This is a genomic window from Frigidibacter sp. MR17.24 (assembly GCF_037095655.1).
Taxonomy (GTDB): domain Bacteria; phylum Pseudomonadota; class Alphaproteobacteria; order Rhodobacterales; family Rhodobacteraceae; genus Frigidibacter.
On record NZ_JBAWKE010000001.1, the window covers coordinates 724,683 to 738,940 of the forward strand.

Consider the following 14,258-nt stretch of genomic DNA (forward strand, 5'->3'; position numbering starts at 1 on the left):
CTATTTCTTCACTTCAGGCGGCGCCGAGCGGAAGATCTCGCGGAACTTGCCCGGTGTCAGGATCGACAGCGGGTTCACCCCCACCTTCGGATCGTCGGCCGTGCCCGAGATCGTGTAGTTGAAGCCGAACAGCCCCTCGCCGCGGCGCGACACCAGCGCGCCGACGCCGTTGAGCAGATAGACCGGCGAGACCACCCCGCGCAACTCGAGCCGGCGCGACACGAGGCCGTAGACCCCGTCCATCGACACGCCGAGCGAGGCGCCCATCGCCGAGCCCTGCAGGATCTCGACCCGCTCGGGGCTGATGCGGAAGCGGCTGTCGACCTCGGTGAACAGGATGCCGTCGCCTGACAGCTGCTCCAGCAGCCCCACGACCGAGACCGCGCTCAGCAGGTCCGCCATCACCGGCGCGTCCTTGATCCTGAGCCCCCGGATCGCGACCTGGCCGTCGTAATTCCCCGAGGCGGCGCCGCGCGGCGTCAGCAGCAGCTGCATCTCGCCCTCGCGCGCCATGCTGAAGATCCCGGTCGCGCGCAGGATCCGGCCCGCGTCGTCCGAGCGCAGCCGCACCGAGGGCCGGGCATTGCCGCGCGTCGGCGCCACCTCGCCCGAGACCGCGCCCTGACCGTTGACCTGGCCGCGGAAGCGGCCGTTGAAGCCGCCCGCGGTGGTGAAATCGCCGCTGAGCGCGGTCATCGCGATCGTGTCCGAGATCTGCAGCCGGTCCAGCGTCACCGTGATCGGCACCGCCTCGGAAGCGCCGCCCGATCCCGACGAGCTGCCCAGCGTCGCCTTGGCGAGATTGGCGCTGCCGCCCGTGATCACAACGCCCGGGGTCTTGCCGGCGCCGCGGCCGCGCAGCTCGACCCCGCCGTCGAACCAGCCCGCCAGCTGCACCCGCCCCAGCCGCACCGCATCCAGCGTGCCGTCGGCCTTGATCGTCACCGCCCCGTCCGACACGGTCAGCCCCGGCGCGCTCAGCGCGAGCGCCGTCACCTCGGGCGGCGTGCCGAGGCTGCCCTCGACCGTCAGCGTGCCCGCGGGCGCCGCCGGCTTCGACCAGCCGACCTCGGGCACCGACAGCCCGATCCCCGCGAGATCCGAGGTCAGCCGGAACCGCGGCGCGGCGCCGCCGGCGGCCAGATCGATGCGGATCTGCCCTTGGCCCGTGCCGGTGACCGACCCTTCGGGCAGCGGGATCTTGAAGGTGGACAGCGCGCGCGGGCTCAGCTCGACGAAGCCGTCGAGATGCGAGGCCCCCTTGGTCGCCGGGTCCTCGGGCTTGAGCGGCATCTCCCAGGCGCCGCGCACCGGCAGCCCGTCGATCGTCGCGTCGCCGGCGATGCGCAGCGCCGCGTTGCTGGCGGTCAGGCTCAGCCGGTCGGCGGCGATGGTGCGCTCGGGCACGATCGTGTCCGAGCTGACGCCGGTCAGGTCGGCCGTCACGTCGAACTGCACCGCGTCGGGATCGAGATGCGGCACCAGCGTGAAGGCCAGGTGGGTGCGCGCCCGGGCCCGGCCCTGCGCCAGATCGATGCCGCGCCCGGCCTTGGTCATCAGCTGCAGCGGCGGCTGGTCCAGCAAGGACAGCGCGTCGGGAATCGTCGAGTCGGTGACCAGCGTCACGTCCAGCGGCGTCGGGCGCCGGGTGATGTCGGGCACCGTCACCACCGAGCCCGCCGCCTCGACCGCGCCGCCGTTCGGTGCGGTGACATGGCCTTTCTCGATGACCAGCGTGTGGGTGCGCCCGACGATCGTGGCATAGCCCTCGCCATCCTCGACCGGCGGCAGCGTGTCCAGCACCCGCACCGAGGCGCCGCGGAACGCATAGGCCAGCGTCACCTTCGCCTCGGTCTGCGGCGCGATGCGGATCGCGGCCTTGACGTCGTGCAGCTCGCCCGTGGTGACGTTGCTGGCCAGCCAGTCGCGGGTCTTGGTCACCAGGCTCACCGGCCAGAGCGCGATCAGCCGGTCATGGGCGATGTGGTTGATCGCCATGTCCGCGCCCACGGTCCAGCCGCGATCGTCCGCGCCCACCCGCCCCTCGGCCGAGATCGCGCCGCCGGTGCCGTCGAACAGTGCGAACTGCCCGACCTCGAGGCTGAAGGGCGCGAGGTTCAGCTTCAGGTCCATCATCCCGCCCGGGAAGCTCACCGGCTCGTCGAAGACGCCCTGCGGATCGGCCCACAGATCGTAGACCGAGATCTGCCCCGCGATCGCGGTCGGCAGCCCGTTCTCCATCCCCTTGGCCCAGGCCCGGGCCGAGCCATGGGCGCGCAGCGCCGGGCTTTCGATGTTGATGTCGCGGAAATCCAGCATCTGCGTCTCGGGCAGATAGCGCAGCACGATCTGGGCCAGATCGAAGGGCACCGGGGTGGCGGCCTCGGTCGGGCGCAGCGCGCCGCGGCCCAGCCGCAGCCGGCCGTCGACCGGCAGGATCGCGTCGTTCACGTCGATCCCGGTCGAGAACGACCCCGAGATCGGGGCGTCGATCACCTGCAGCCAGGCCAGCGCCGGCGACTGCGCGGCCAGCGTGTCCGAGGGCACGTCGCGCACCTCGGCCGTCACCGCGACGCCGGTGCCCTCGCGGTCCATCCACAGGTTCAGGTCGGCGGTGGCGGGCGTGGGCTTGCCCGAGCCGTCGTCAAGCGCGAAGGCCAGGTCGAAGACCAGCCGCTCGCCGCGCTGGTCAAGGCTGAGCCGGCCGTCGCTCACCGTCCAGACCTGCCGCGCGCGCCGGTCGTCGTAGCGGATGTCGAGCCCGTCGAGATCCACCGTCTCGAGCCCCGACAGCAGCGGCGTCGCCAGCGCCTGCCGCACCGCCCGCGCCATGTCCTGCGGCGTGCGGATCGCGGGGCCGTCGCCGTCGAAGCCCGAGGCGAGGAAGCCAAGCTCGAGCGAGCCGTCGGTCAGCCGGCGGATGTCGAGCCGGGCGTCGGGGATGGTCAGGCTCACGGGCTCGACCTGGCCGTGCAGCAGTGCGCCGGTGGCAAAGCTTGCGCGCACGTCCGGCAGCTCGGCGATGCGGCGGCCCTGGGCCGAGGTCAGCACCACGTCGTCCAGCCGGATCCGGGGGTGGAAGTTGCGGTCGACGACGATCTCGCCCGCCGCGACCCCCAGCGTCGCCGCCCCCGCGAGCCGCGCGTTCACCCGTTCGGTCACCTGCGCCAGCGTCCAGTCCGGCAGCGGGATCGCCCGGCCGCCCAGCACGACAAGGCCGATGCCCGCCGCCAGCGCCAGCACCACCACCAGCGCCAGCACCGCAAGCCCCCGGCCCAGCCAGCGCAGCGGCCGCCGCGGCGGTCGCGCCGCGGCCCCGGACGTCTCCGCCGGTCCGGGGGCCGATGGCTCGGGGCCTTGCCCGGGGCGCGTCAGGGCCGGCGCGGCCTCGCGCGGCCCCTGCGGGCCCGCCTCGCCTGCCGCCCTGTCGCGTTCGCCCATCCGGCCCTGCCTTTCGCTCTGTCGCTGCCGCCCGCTCGCGCCGATGCGGGGTTTAACTTCCCGTCTGCCGTATTAGAACCCGATGTGTCCACCTCAAGGAAGGGATCACGCCGAGATGATCGAGACCGGAACCAACGCCCCCGATTTCACCCTGCCGCGCGACGGCGGCGGCGCGGTCACGCTCTCCGCGCTCGCCCCGAAGAAGGTGGTGCTGTACTTCTACCCCAAGGACGACACCCCCGGCTGCACCACCGAGGCGCTGGACTTCACCCGCCTGTCGGACGAATTCGCCGCCGCCGGCGCGCTGGTGATCGGCATCTCCAAGGACAGCGTCGCCGCGCATGACAAGTTCTGCGCCAAGCATTCGCTGTCGGTCATCCTCGCCTCGGACGAGGCCGGCTCGGTCTGCGAGGATTACGGCGTCTGGGGCGAAAAGAAGATGTACGGCAAGACCTTCATGGGCATCACCCGCGCGACGGTGCTGGTCGATGGCGCCGGCAAGGTGGCGCGGGTCTGGCCGAAGGTGAAGGTCGACGGCCACGCGACCGAGGTGCTGGACGCGGTGCGCGCGCTGTGATCACGCTGGCCGCGATGGCCGTCGAGGTGCTGACCACCGCCGACGGCCGCGCCAAGACCGCGCTCAGCCATGCCCATGCCGCGACCTGGCGCGCCTCGCGCGCGGACGGGGGGCAGCCGATCCCGGTCGGCCGCGCCACGCCGCCGCTGCGCCCGGCCCGCCCGCCGAAGCCGGACCTGCTCGATCCGCGCGACGTGCCGCGCCGAAGGCCCGGCAGCGCGCAGGGCCGCATCGCGCTGCTGCACGCGCTCGCGCATATCGAGCTGAACGCGGTCGACCTGCACTGGGACATCATCGCGCGCTTCACCGACCGGCCGATGCCGCCCGGGTTCTACGACGACTGGGTGAAATCGGCCGACGAGGAATCGAAGCATTTCAACCTGCTCTGCGATTGCCTCGAGGCGATGGGGTCCCATTACGGCGCCCTGCCCGCCCATGCCGGCATGTGGCGCGCGGCCGAGGACACGGCCGAGGACCTGTTCGGCCGCCTCGCCGTGGTGCCGATGGTGCTCGAGGCGCGCGGGCTCGACGTCACGCCGGGGCTGATCGCCACCTTCGAGAAGGCCGGCGAGGCGCAGGCGATCGCGGCGCTGAAGGTGATCTATGCCGAAGAGGTGCACCACGTCGCCTATGGCGCCAAGTGGTTCAACTGGCTGTGCGGCCGCGACGGGCTGGACCCGACCGGCGTGTTCCACGACCTGGTGCGGCGCTATTTCCACGGCGCGCTGAAGCCGCCCTTCAACGAGGAGAAGCGCGCCGAGGCCGGCCTGCCGCCCGACTTCTACTGGCCGCTGGCCGAGGGCACCGACTAGCGGCAGAGGACCGCGCTGAGGACCGGGCAGCCGACCGGGTGACCGCCGCGCACACGCGGTGCGGCAAGAATCGCTAACGGCTTTTCAACCTTTCGCTGCATTGCGCGCATGGGCGCGCCCGACACCAGATTTGGGCCGAGGGACGGCGCCTGCGCACAACTCGTGCCGCGACAGCCGTCGAACTGGTGTCAGAATCGGCAAGATCCCGCCTATATCGGCTTCCCGGCGCTGATCGCGGGCCCCTGCTGCCTGTTGAACGTTGCCGCGGGGCGCCTTCGGTTGCTATCCCGCATCCGGGACAGGGGCAATCGGGGACGGACTGGTGCCGAAACGGATACTCAATCGGGTCAACAGCGCCCTCGCACGGCATCTTCCGGAACAGCGGCTGTTCCTGCGCACGGATACCGAGACGCGCTTCCTGCGCATCTCGCCGGTCTCGCAGGCCGCCCTCCTCGCCGGCTCCGGCGCGGTCATCGCCTGGACGATCGTCGCCTCCGCGATCCTGCTGATGGATTCGATCGGGTCCGGCAGCGCCCGCGACCAGACGCTGCGCAAGCAGGCGGTCTATGAACAGCGGCTCGACACGATCGGCAAGGAGCGCGACGCCCGCGCGGCCGAACTGGTCGCGGCCCAGGCCCGCTTCGCCGTCGCGCTCGACCAGGTCTCGACCATGCAGACCGCGCTTCTCGACAGCGAGGAGCGCCGGCGCGAGCTCGAGACCGGGATCGACGTGATCCAGACCACCCTCAAGCGCACCATGGCCGAGCGCGACGCCGCCCGCGGTGAGGTGCGCACCGCCGAAGCCGCGCTGGCCGGCAATGCCGATGCCCGCGCCGCCGCCCGCGCCAACGACCTTCAGGCGACGCTGGTCGCGATGACCGCCGCGCTCGACCACACCTCGGGCGAACGCGACGACGAGATCGCCACCGCGAGCGAGGCCCAGGCGCAGATCGACCGCCTCGCCTACGAGCGCCGGCTGATCGACCAGCGCAACGACGAGATCTTCGACACGCTCGAAGAGGCGATCAACGTCTCGATGGAGCCGCTGGACAAGGTGTTCCGCTCGGTCGGCGTCAGCCCCGACGACCTGCTGAAAAAGGTGCGCCGCAGCCGCGACATGCCCGAACTCACGCCGATCTCGGCCTCGACCAAGGGGACCGAGAACCTTGGCATCGGCGAAGACCGCGCCGAGGCGATCATGGACGGCTTCGCCCAGCTGAACGCCTATCGCATCGCCGCGGAATCGGTGCCGCTCGCCTTTCCGCTGAAGACCTCCTTCCGCTATTCCTCGCCCTTCGGGCGCCGCTGGGGCCGGCTGCATGCCGGCGTCGATTTCGCCGGCGCCTACGGCTCGCCGATCTATGCCACCGCCGACGGCACCGTGACCCGCGCGGGCTGGATGAACGGCTACGGCAACATGGTCGAGATCAAGCACGACTTCGGTTTCGAAACCGTTTACGGGCACATGTCCAAAATCCGCGTGAGCGTTGGCGATCGCGTCTCGCGTGGCGAGCAGGTCGGTGATATGGGAAGTACGGGACGGTCGACGGGCAACCACCTGCACTATGAAGTGCGTCCGAACGGCAACCCGGTCGATCCGATGACCTATATCAAGGCGGGAAGAGATGTTTTCTAAAAGCAGAATCAACGAGCCGGGCCCGAAGACGCCCGAGCCGGAAAAACCGAAAACCCCCGAGAGCCTGACGAAGCCCATGGATTACGCGCCCACCCCGTCGATGCCGAAGGCCAAGCCCGCGCCGTCGCTGCTGTCGTCGGACCTGACGATCTCCGGCAATATCAAGACCTCGGGCGACATCCAGATCGAGGGCACGGTCGAGGGCGACATCCGCGCCCACCTGCTGACCGTCGGCGAGAGCGCGACGATCCGCGGCGAGATCGTGGCCGACGACATCGTCGTCAACGGCCGCGTCGTCGGTCGCGTGCGCGGCCTGAAGGTGCGCCTGACCTCGACCGCCCGCGTCGAGGGCGACATCATCCACAAGACGATCGCCATCGAATCGGGTGCGCATTTCGAAGGCTCGGTCCAGCGCCAGGAAGACCCGCTGTCGCAGGGCAGCACGCCCAAGCTGGCGCCGCCGACGGCCGAGTGAGCCCGGCGACGCGCCCGACCCGGCCCGCCTCGGCGGGCCGTTTTCTTTTGGAATCGCCGCTTCGGGAGGAGCCATGATCGCCATCATCTTCGAGGTCCGCCCCGCCGAGGGCCGGCGCGAGCAATATCTGGCGCTGGCGGCCCGGCTGCGCGAGGATCTCATGACGATCGACGGCTTCCTGTCGGTCGAGCGGTTCCAGAGCCTGACCGACCCCGACAAGATGCTGTCGCTGTCGTTCTGGCGCGACGAGAGCGCGGTCGCGGCCTGGCGCCGGCTGGAAAGCCACCGCGCCGCCCAGGCCGCCGGCCGCGCCGGGGTCTTCGCCGATTACCGGCTGCGGGTGGCCGGGGTGATCCGCGACTATGGCATGACCGACCGGGCCGAGGCGCCGGACGACAGCCTGCGGGTGCACGACACCGGCACGGGCCCCCTGCTTTAGGCCTTGCGCGCGGTCTGGCCCCGCCCTGGATCATAGCCCCAGACCGCGCCCGCGCCGAAGACGACAAGCGCCCCCAGCGTCACCGCCAGCGCCAGCCAGTTCATCTGGCCGTAGAGCGCGAAGCGGATCAGCTCGACCGCGTGGCTGAACGGGTTGGCGGCGCAGATCCGGTAGAGCAGCAGCGAGGCCTCCTGCATCTTCCACAGCGGGTAGAGCGCCGAGGACAGGAAGAACATCGGGAAGATCACGAAGTTCATCACCCCGGCGAAATTCTCGAGCTGGCGGATCTGCGACGACAGCAGCAACCCCAGCGCACCCAACATGAGAGCAGCGGCGAAAATTGCAGGTATCGCAAACAGATATCCACTGATGTTCATCGAGATTCCGAAGGCTGCGGCAATCGCCAGAAACGCCAGGCATTGCAGCACCGAGATCAGGCTGCCGGCCACGAGCTTTGCCGTCAGCAGCCACCAGCGCGGCAGCGGCGCGGTCAGCAAAAGCCGCATCGATCCCATCTCGCGATCGTAGACAAGGCTCAGCGAGCTTTGCATCCCATTGAAAAGGCAGATCATTCCGCACAGGCCCGGGACGATGTAGGTCTCGTAGGTGATATAGGTCTGATAGGGCGGGATGATCGACAGGCCCAGCGCGGCGCGGAAGCCGGCGGCGAAGACCAGCAGCCAGACCAGCGGGCGGACCAGCGCCGAAACGAACCGGCCGCGCTGGCCGAGGAAGCGCAGGAATTCGCGCAGGATGATCGCGCGAAGGGCGGTGATCCAGGCTGATGTCATCTGTAAGGTCTTTTCCGTTGTCGTTTGATGACAATGTGATGAGCGTCAGACTTCACGTGAAGTGTTGCGTGAAGATCAAGGGCTGTCGGGCGGTGGCGGATCATGCCTTGGCGTCCGTCGTCGCGGCGGTCATCGACAGGAAGGTCGCGGTGAGGTCGTCCCCGCCGATCGCGGCGGCGGTCCCGTCGGCCAGCACCCGGCCGCGGTGCAGGATCACCAGCCGGTCGGCGGGGCGCACCTCGTCGGTCAGATGGGTGGCCCAGAGCACGGTCAGCCCCTCGGTCGCGGCGAGGTCGTGGACATGGTCGGTGATCGCCCGGCGCGCGGCGGCGTCGAGCCCCACCGTCGGTTCGTCCAGCAGCAGCACCGAGGGGCGATGGATCAGCGCCCGCGCGATCTCCATCCGCCGGCGGTGGCCGCCGTTCAGCGCGGCCACCTTCTCGGCCGCGCGCTCGGCCATGCCGAGCCTGTCGAGCGCGGCCATCGCGCGGCGGTCGGCCTCGCGCCCCGAGATCCCGTGCAGCGCGGCGAAATATAGCAGGTTGCGGCGCACCGTCTGGTCGAGGTCCAGCGTCGACTGCTGGAACACCACCCCGATGCGCGACAGCGCCTTGAGCGGCGCCCGCGACAGGTCGTGCCCGGCCACCACCACCCGGCCGGTCTGCGGCGTGAACAGCCGGGTGAGGATGCCGAACAGCGTCGACTTGCCCGCCCCGTTCGGCCCCAGAAGCGCGCAGAAGGCCCCGGGCGCAAGGTCGAAGCCGACCCCGTCCAGCGCCTGTTTCGCGCCCCAGCGATGGCCGATGCCTTCGACCTGCAAGCCGCCGTCATGCATGTGAAATCTCTCCCTGCCCGGAAGACTAGCGGCTGGGCCGCGCCGCGACCATCCCCCGAAAGCCTTACGGCCGCATCGCCGCGCCCCAGGGGAAGCGGCCGACGCGGATCGTCTTCACCGGCGTCTCGGAGGCGACGTCGATCACCGTCACGTCGCCCGAGACGCCGTTGGTGGTGAACAGCTGCGCATGGTCGGGCGAGAAGGCCAGGTGCCAGACCCGCCGCCCGGTCAGGATGTAGTCGCGCACCTCGAAGCTGGCCATGTCGACCACCGCGACGTGGTTGGCGGGCCCGAGCGCGACGAAGGCGGTGCGGCCGTCGGGGGTGAATTCGAAGCCGACCGGCTGGATCAGGTCGGAATGCACGCCCGGGATCGCGAAGCGGATCTTGGCCAATTCGCGCTGGTCGGCGGCCGCGAAGACCGTGACCGTGCCGCCGATCTCGGACGAGACCCAGAGCTGGGCGCCGTCGGCGGTGAACTCGGCATGGCGCGGGCGCGCGTCGACCAGCGAATTGGCGAAGATCTGGTGCGTCGCGGTCGAGATCCAGTGCGCCATCGAGGTGGTTTCCGAGGTCGTGATCACGGTCGCGCCGTCGGGCGAGACCGCCATGCCCTCGGGCTCGATCCCGACGTTGATCTGGGCGACGACGCGGCGGGTCTCGGTGTCGACGACCGTGGTCACGGCGTCGTTCTCGTTGGCGATCCACAGGTGGCGGTCGTCGGGGGCGAGGATGAACTGCTCGGGGTCCTCGCCCGAGGGCAGGTCGTGCAGGATCGCGCCGGTCGCGGGGTCCATCACCTGCACGGCATTGGAATCCGAGGCGCAGATGTAGACCCTGGAATAGTCGTGGCTGAAGGTGATGCCGCGCGGACGCTCGCCGGTGGGGATCGTGCGCGTCACCGCGAGCGTGGCGGTGTCGATGACGCTGATGGTGTCGTCCTTCTCGTTCGTCACCCAGATCTCGGCGGCCGAGGCGGGCGCGGCCAGCGCGGTGCACAGCAGAAGGGGCAGAAGTCGCATCGTCATCCTCCGAACGCCCGGCAGGCGCTTTCGGGCCGGTCGAGGCCCAGCGTGTCCATCTCGTTGACCTGGTGCAGGAAGCCCTCGACCGGGGCGAGGTCGATCAGCGCGCGGTCGTTGGCCACCGCGACCGGCTGGCGCAGCTGGCCGTTCCAGGGCCGGAAGCTGAGCGAGCGGCCGAGGAAGCCGTCGAGCGCGAAGCCCGGAGACAGCAGGTAGGCGCGCAGGGCGGCGGGATCGGCGCTGCCGGTGCGGGTCACAGCCTCTGCCAGGGCGCGCAGCGCGAGCCAGCCCGCGAAGTCGCGCGGGCGCATGGCGCGGCCGGTGGCGTCGCGGAAGCGCGCCTGCAGCTGCGAGGCGCCCCATTGTTCCAGCACCGGCGACCAGGCGGCGGGGACGATGCCCGCGGCCCCCGCGACCGGGCGCGGCAGGAAGGTGTTGTCGGGGATGTAGCGGGCGAAATCCGCGGCCTCGTCGGCGACCAGCACCACGTCGTGGTCGCGCAGGCCCTGGGTGAAGGCCGGGATCTCGGTCGTGGTCGAGCGGCGCAGGTCGGACTGGAACGGCCAGTCCTTTTCATCGACGATCTTCAGCCCGAATTTCGTCGCCGCGCGCACGAGTTCGCCGGCGAAGGCGCGGTCGGCGATGCGCGGCCCGGTGACGAGCGCGAGCCGCGTCCAGCGCTTGGCCTGCAGCACCTGCATCAGCGCATCCGCCCGCGCGCCGTCCTCGAGCGCGGTGTGCAGCAGGTTCGCCCGGCAGTCGGCCGAGCGCAGCCGCGCCTCGCCGGCCGCGACGTTGACGATCAGCGCGCCCTGCGCCTCGGGCAGGTCGGCGAGCGCGAGCAGGTCCTCGGGCCCCATGTCGGCCAGGATCAGCCGCGAGCGCGACAGCGCCTGCCGGGCCGGCCCGGCGAGCGCCGCATCCTCGGGCACCGAGACGAGGTCGAGCGTGTAGTGCTGGCCAAGGAAGCCGCCCGTGGTGGCGCTGTCGGCCAGCGCGAGGCGCGCGCCGTCGAGCCCTTGGTCGGGCGGCACCGGGTCAAGCTCGGACAGGGTCGAGGGGGGCGTGCGTTCGTGGCGCAGGTAGGTGACCGGCACCGACAGCTCGGCCGCCGACCGCTTGGCCCCGGGCAGATCGGCCCCGGGCAGGTCGGCCCGGGCCGGCGGCGCGCCCGACAGGGCCAGGGCCACGGCCATCGCCCCCGCCAGCGCGGCGGTCTTCGCAGCCATCCGGGCCTCCTCCCTCGGCGTCGTTCCGGGGTCCGACCCTAGGGGGGCGCGGGGGGCAAGTCCTCTACGACCAAGGTCCAATTTCGGGGGTTTCGGGACCAAGGTCGAATAGGGAGGTCCGGGGCGGCGCCGTTAGATCGGGGCGAAACGGACATGAGGGAGGACTGACATGACGTTCATCACCCGCGGGCGCCCTGCGGCGCTGCTGCTTGGCACCTGCGCGCTGGTCGGATCGGTCGCCGTGGCGCTGGCGCATGGCGATGTGGCGCCGCAGCCGGTCAACACCGACGCCCTGCCCGAGGTGGGCGAGGAATGGCTGACCGAGAATCCCTATCGCGAGGACAAGGTTGGCCACGAGATCTGGCAGAAGGCGGTGGACATCGGCGCCTCGGGCTACACGCAGAACTGCGCGCGCTGCCATGGCTTGGGCGCGGTGTCGGGCGGGCTTGCGCCCGACCTGCGGTTCCTGGAGGCGGAGGAATACGGCGACGAGTGGTTCGTCGAGCGGTTCCAGCACGGCTATACCCAGGACGGCACCACCAAGATGCCGGCCTTCGGCGAGGTGCTGGGCCAGAAGGCGGGCTGGGCGATCCGGACCTATATCGAGACCCGGCCCGAGGATGGCGCGCTGGACGCCCATGCCGACCGGCTGCGCGAGATCCGCGACGCGCTGGCGGCGGGCACGGTCGAGGACCCGGCCGCGGTGAAGGCCGAGCTGTCGGAGATCGCGGCCGAGGCCAAGACCGCCTCGGGCGCGCCGGTGGCCGACAGCGTCGCCTACGAGGCCGCGCGCCACCTGAGCGACGATCCCGCCAGCTTCAAGACCGCCGCGGACACGCTGACGGTCGGGCTGTCGGACGCGAAATGAGCGCGGGGGCGGGCATGCGGATCACTCGTCGCCTCGCCCCGCTCCTGCTGGCCGGGCTGGCCGCCGCGACGGTGGCGGGCCCGGCCCTTGCCCGCTGCGAGGGGGTGACGCCGCAGGCGCGGCCGCAGAACACCCCGCTTGAGGACGTGGGCCGCGACTTCGACCGCATCCTCGACGAGGGCTGGATCGAGATCGCGCTTTACGACGATTTCGCGCCCTGGAGCGCCGAGGTGAACGGCGCGCCCGAGGGCGTCGATGTCGACCTCGCCCGGCTGATCGCCGCGGAGCTTGGGGTCGAGGCTCGGATCCGGCTGGTCACGGCGGGCGAGACGCTGGACGCCGACCTGATGAACTATGTCTGGAAGGGCGCGGCGATCGGCGGGCATGTCTCGGACCTGATGCTGCACGTGCCCTATGACAGCGACTATGCCTGCCGCTTCGACCAGGTGGTGTTCACCGGCCAGTACGCGACCGAGAGCATGGCCATCGGCTACCGGCTGGCCGACTACCCCGAGAAGGGGCCGACGCCCAACTACTTCCGCTATGACACGGTGGGGGTCGAGAACGACTCGATCGCCGATTTCTACCTGACCTCGATCGGCAACGGCTCGGTCGACCATTCGATCCACCGCTACCGCTCGGTCGCGGCGGCGGTGGCGGCGATGGCGGCGGGCGAGGTCATGGCGGTGATGGGCCCGCGCGGCCAGATCGAGGGCGCGACGCAGGATCATTCGGAAGCGGGGCTTGCGGTGCACGAGCCTCCGCTTCTAGGGTTCACCCGTGGCAGCTGGACGGTGGGCACCGGCCTGTCGGCACAGCACCGCGACCTGGGCTATGCCGTGGATGACGCGATTGCGCGCGCACTGGACGACGGGCGTATTTCCGCGATATTCCAAGCTCATGGCCTGACATTCAAGCCGCCGGAGCGCTGAGGGCGCGCGCGCAGCCAGACAGAAGGAGACGCCGGATGCAGCTGACCGATCACCGGATCATCAAGGCCGACCCCGCCACGGTCTGGGCCGCGATCCTCGATCCCGAGGTGCTCAGGGCCTGCGTGCCGGGGTGCGAGACGCTCACCGGCAGCGTCGAGGACGGCTACGAGGCCGTCGTCGTGCAGAAGGTCGGCCCGGTGAAGGCCAAGTTCACCGGCCTCGTCACCATGTCCGACATCGTGCCCGGCCAGTCGCTGACCATCACCGGCGAGGGCAAGGGCGGGCCTGCGGGCTTTGCCAAGGGTGGCGCGAAGGTGACGTTCGAGCCGGTGCCCGAGGGCACCAAGCTTGACTACCAGGTCGATGCGAATGTCGGCGGCAAGCTTGCGCAGCTGGGCAGCCGCATCATCGACAGCTTCGCCAAGAAGCTGGCCGACGAGTTCTTCGCGCGGTTCCAGACCGCCGTCGAGGGCCCGGCCGACGAGGCCGATGCCGTGCCCAGCCCCGAGGCGGTGGCCGCGGGCGCCGAGCCCGAGGCCAAGAAGGGCTGGCTGAAGAAGCTGACCGGCGGCTGATCCGCCGCCCGCACCCCGCGCGCGGTGCCGCCGGCGGCCGCGCGCGCGACGTGATGACCAACAGGTGCCCGCGAGTGCCCAGGGACGATTTCAGGGAGGCATGAAATGACCAAGGTAACGCTGACGGTGAACGGCAAGACCGTGAGCCGCGATGTCGAGGGGCGCACGCTTCTCGTCCAGATGCTGCGCGACGACCCGGTGGGCGGCGGGCTGGGCCTGACCGGGACCCATGTCGGCTGCGACACCTCGCAATGCGGGGCCTGCCTCGTGCATGTGAACGGCGAGGCGGTGAAGAGCTGCACGATGCTCGCGCTCGAGGCCGAGGGGGCCGAGGTGACGACGATCGAGGGCATGGCCGCCCCCGACGGCACGCTGACCCGGCTGCAGCAGGCCTTCCAGGACCACCACGGCCTGCAGTGCGGCTTCTGCACCCCCGGCATGGTGATGTCGGCGGCGGCGCTGCTGAAGGACAACCCGACCCCCACCGAGGCCGAGATCCGCCACCACCTCGAGGGCAACATCTGCCGCTGCACGGGCTACCACAACATCGTCAAGGCGGTGATGGCGGCATCGGGGCAGGACGTGACGGCGCTGGCGGCGGAGTGAGGACCGCCCGCCGGCACT

The 14,258-nt window shown here is 70.8% G+C and carries 14 protein-coding genes; 9 read left to right on the plus strand and 5 right to left on the minus strand.

Annotation, left to right across the window (positions count from 1 at the left end):
- Positions 1-3,441 carry an AsmA-like C-terminal region-containing protein gene (locus V8J39_RS03395; RefSeq protein WP_336459455.1) on the minus strand — a complete coding sequence of 1,147 codons (3,441 nt, stop codon included), beginning with the start codon at positions 3,439-3,441 and terminating at the stop codon, positions 1-3.
- A 115-nt stretch (positions 3,442-3,556) separates the two neighbouring features.
- Between V8J39_RS03395 and V8J39_RS03400 the strand changes: the two genes are divergently transcribed.
- The 5 genes from V8J39_RS03400 (at position 3,557) to V8J39_RS03420 (ending at position 7,380) form a co-directional block, all read left to right on the plus strand.
- Complete coding sequence (locus V8J39_RS03400; RefSeq protein WP_336459456.1) at positions 3,557-4,018, plus strand: peroxiredoxin; 462 nt, start codon at positions 3,557-3,559, stop codon at positions 4,016-4,018.
- Between the two features lie 14 nt (positions 4,019-4,032).
- Positions 4,033-4,830, plus strand: a complete 798-nt coding sequence (locus V8J39_RS03405; protein WP_336460182.1) for a ferritin-like domain-containing protein — start codon at positions 4,033-4,035, stop codon at positions 4,828-4,830.
- A 322-nt stretch (positions 4,831-5,152) separates the two neighbouring features.
- Positions 5,153-6,466, plus strand: a complete 1,314-nt coding sequence (locus tag V8J39_RS03410; protein ID WP_336459457.1) for a M23 family metallopeptidase — start codon at positions 5,153-5,155, stop codon at positions 6,464-6,466.
- Positions 6,456-6,941, plus strand: a complete 486-nt coding sequence (locus V8J39_RS03415; protein WP_336459458.1) for a bactofilin family protein — start codon at positions 6,456-6,458, stop codon at positions 6,939-6,941. The genes V8J39_RS03410 and V8J39_RS03415 overlap by 11 nt, the downstream gene beginning before the upstream one ends.
- Positions 6,942-7,014: 73 nt before the next feature.
- A complete protein-coding gene (locus V8J39_RS03420) occupies positions 7,015-7,380 on the plus strand; it encodes an antibiotic biosynthesis monooxygenase family protein (RefSeq protein WP_336459459.1) in 366 nt (121 codons plus the stop codon).
- On the opposite strand, the gene V8J39_RS03425 is transcribed toward V8J39_RS03420, so the two are convergent.
- The 4 genes from V8J39_RS03425 to V8J39_RS03440 form a co-directional block, all read right to left on the minus strand.
- Positions 7,377-8,171: an ABC transporter permease gene (locus V8J39_RS03425; RefSeq protein WP_336459460.1), complete on the minus strand. Its 795-nt coding sequence runs from the start codon at positions 8,169-8,171 to the stop codon at positions 7,377-7,379. The two genes, V8J39_RS03420 and V8J39_RS03425, sit on opposite strands and share 4 nt — an antisense overlap.
- A gap of 100 nt (positions 8,172-8,271) precedes the next feature.
- Entirely contained in the window at positions 8,272-9,006 is a 735-nt protein-coding gene (locus V8J39_RS03430; RefSeq protein ID WP_336459461.1) for an ABC transporter ATP-binding protein, read from the minus strand.
- Between the two features lie 64 nt (positions 9,007-9,070).
- The gene (locus V8J39_RS03435; protein WP_336459462.1) at positions 9,071-10,027 is read right to left on the minus strand and encodes a YVTN family beta-propeller repeat protein; all 957 of its coding nucleotides are present in this window, start codon (positions 10,025-10,027) and stop codon (positions 9,071-9,073) included.
- Positions 10,028-10,029: 2 nt separating this feature from the next.
- On the minus strand, positions 10,030-11,259 hold the full coding sequence (locus V8J39_RS03440; RefSeq protein WP_336459463.1) for an ABC transporter substrate-binding protein: 1,230 nt from the start codon (positions 11,257-11,259) through the stop codon (positions 10,030-10,032).
- A gap of 169 nt (positions 11,260-11,428) precedes the next feature.
- On the opposite strand from V8J39_RS03440, the gene pedF reads away from it, so the two are divergent.
- From pedF to V8J39_RS03460, 4 genes are all read left to right on the plus strand, one after another.
- Positions 11,429-12,127, plus strand: a complete 699-nt coding sequence (gene pedF, locus V8J39_RS03445; RefSeq protein ID WP_336459464.1) for a cytochrome c-550 PedF — start codon at positions 11,429-11,431, stop codon at positions 12,125-12,127.
- 14 nt (positions 12,128-12,141) lie between these two features.
- Complete coding sequence (locus V8J39_RS03450) at positions 12,142-13,059, plus strand: substrate-binding periplasmic protein (RefSeq protein ID WP_336459465.1); 918 nt, start codon at positions 12,142-12,144, stop codon at positions 13,057-13,059.
- A gap of 35 nt (positions 13,060-13,094) precedes the next feature.
- On the plus strand, positions 13,095-13,634 hold the full coding sequence (locus V8J39_RS03455) for a CoxG family protein (protein ID WP_336459466.1): 540 nt from the start codon (positions 13,095-13,097) through the stop codon (positions 13,632-13,634).
- A 105-nt stretch (positions 13,635-13,739) separates the two neighbouring features.
- Positions 13,740-14,240: a (2Fe-2S)-binding protein gene (locus V8J39_RS03460; RefSeq protein WP_336459467.1), complete on the plus strand. Its 501-nt coding sequence runs from the start codon at positions 13,740-13,742 to the stop codon at positions 14,238-14,240.
- Positions 14,241-14,258 lie beyond the last annotated feature (18 nt).

Bases quoted from the DNA above. Each gene is read 5' to 3' on its own strand.
- V8J39_RS03395 (WP_336459455.1), bottom strand. From the start codon at position 3,441: ATGGGCGAACGCGACAGGGCGGCAGGCGAGGCGGGCCCGCAGGGGCCG.
- V8J39_RS03400 (WP_336459456.1), top strand. From the start codon at position 3,557: ATGATCGAGACCGGAACCAACGCCCCCGATTTCACCCTGCCGCGCGAC.
- V8J39_RS03405 (WP_336460182.1), top strand. From the start codon at position 4,033: ATGGCCGTCGAGGTGCTGACCACCGCCGACGGCCGCGCCAAGACCGCG.
- V8J39_RS03415 (WP_336459458.1), top strand. From the start codon at position 6,456: ATGTTTTCTAAAAGCAGAATCAACGAGCCGGGCCCGAAGACGCCCGAG.
- V8J39_RS03420 (WP_336459459.1), top strand. From the start codon at position 7,015: ATGATCGCCATCATCTTCGAGGTCCGCCCCGCCGAGGGCCGGCGCGAG.
- V8J39_RS03425 (WP_336459460.1), bottom strand. From the start codon at position 8,171: ATGACATCAGCCTGGATCACCGCCCTTCGCGCGATCATCCTGCGCGAA.
- V8J39_RS03430 (WP_336459461.1), bottom strand. From the start codon at position 9,006: ATGCATGACGGCGGCTTGCAGGTCGAAGGCATCGGCCATCGCTGGGGC.
- V8J39_RS03435 (WP_336459462.1), bottom strand. From the start codon at position 10,027: ATGCGACTTCTGCCCCTTCTGCTGTGCACCGCGCTGGCCGCGCCCGCC.
- V8J39_RS03440 (WP_336459463.1), bottom strand. From the start codon at position 11,259: ATGGCTGCGAAGACCGCCGCGCTGGCGGGGGCGATGGCCGTGGCCCTG.
- pedF (WP_336459464.1), top strand. From the start codon at position 11,429: ATGACGTTCATCACCCGCGGGCGCCCTGCGGCGCTGCTGCTTGGCACC.
- V8J39_RS03450 (WP_336459465.1), top strand. From the start codon at position 12,142: ATGCGGATCACTCGTCGCCTCGCCCCGCTCCTGCTGGCCGGGCTGGCC.
- V8J39_RS03455 (WP_336459466.1), top strand. From the start codon at position 13,095: ATGCAGCTGACCGATCACCGGATCATCAAGGCCGACCCCGCCACGGTC.
- V8J39_RS03460 (WP_336459467.1), top strand. From the start codon at position 13,740: ATGACCAAGGTAACGCTGACGGTGAACGGCAAGACCGTGAGCCGCGAT.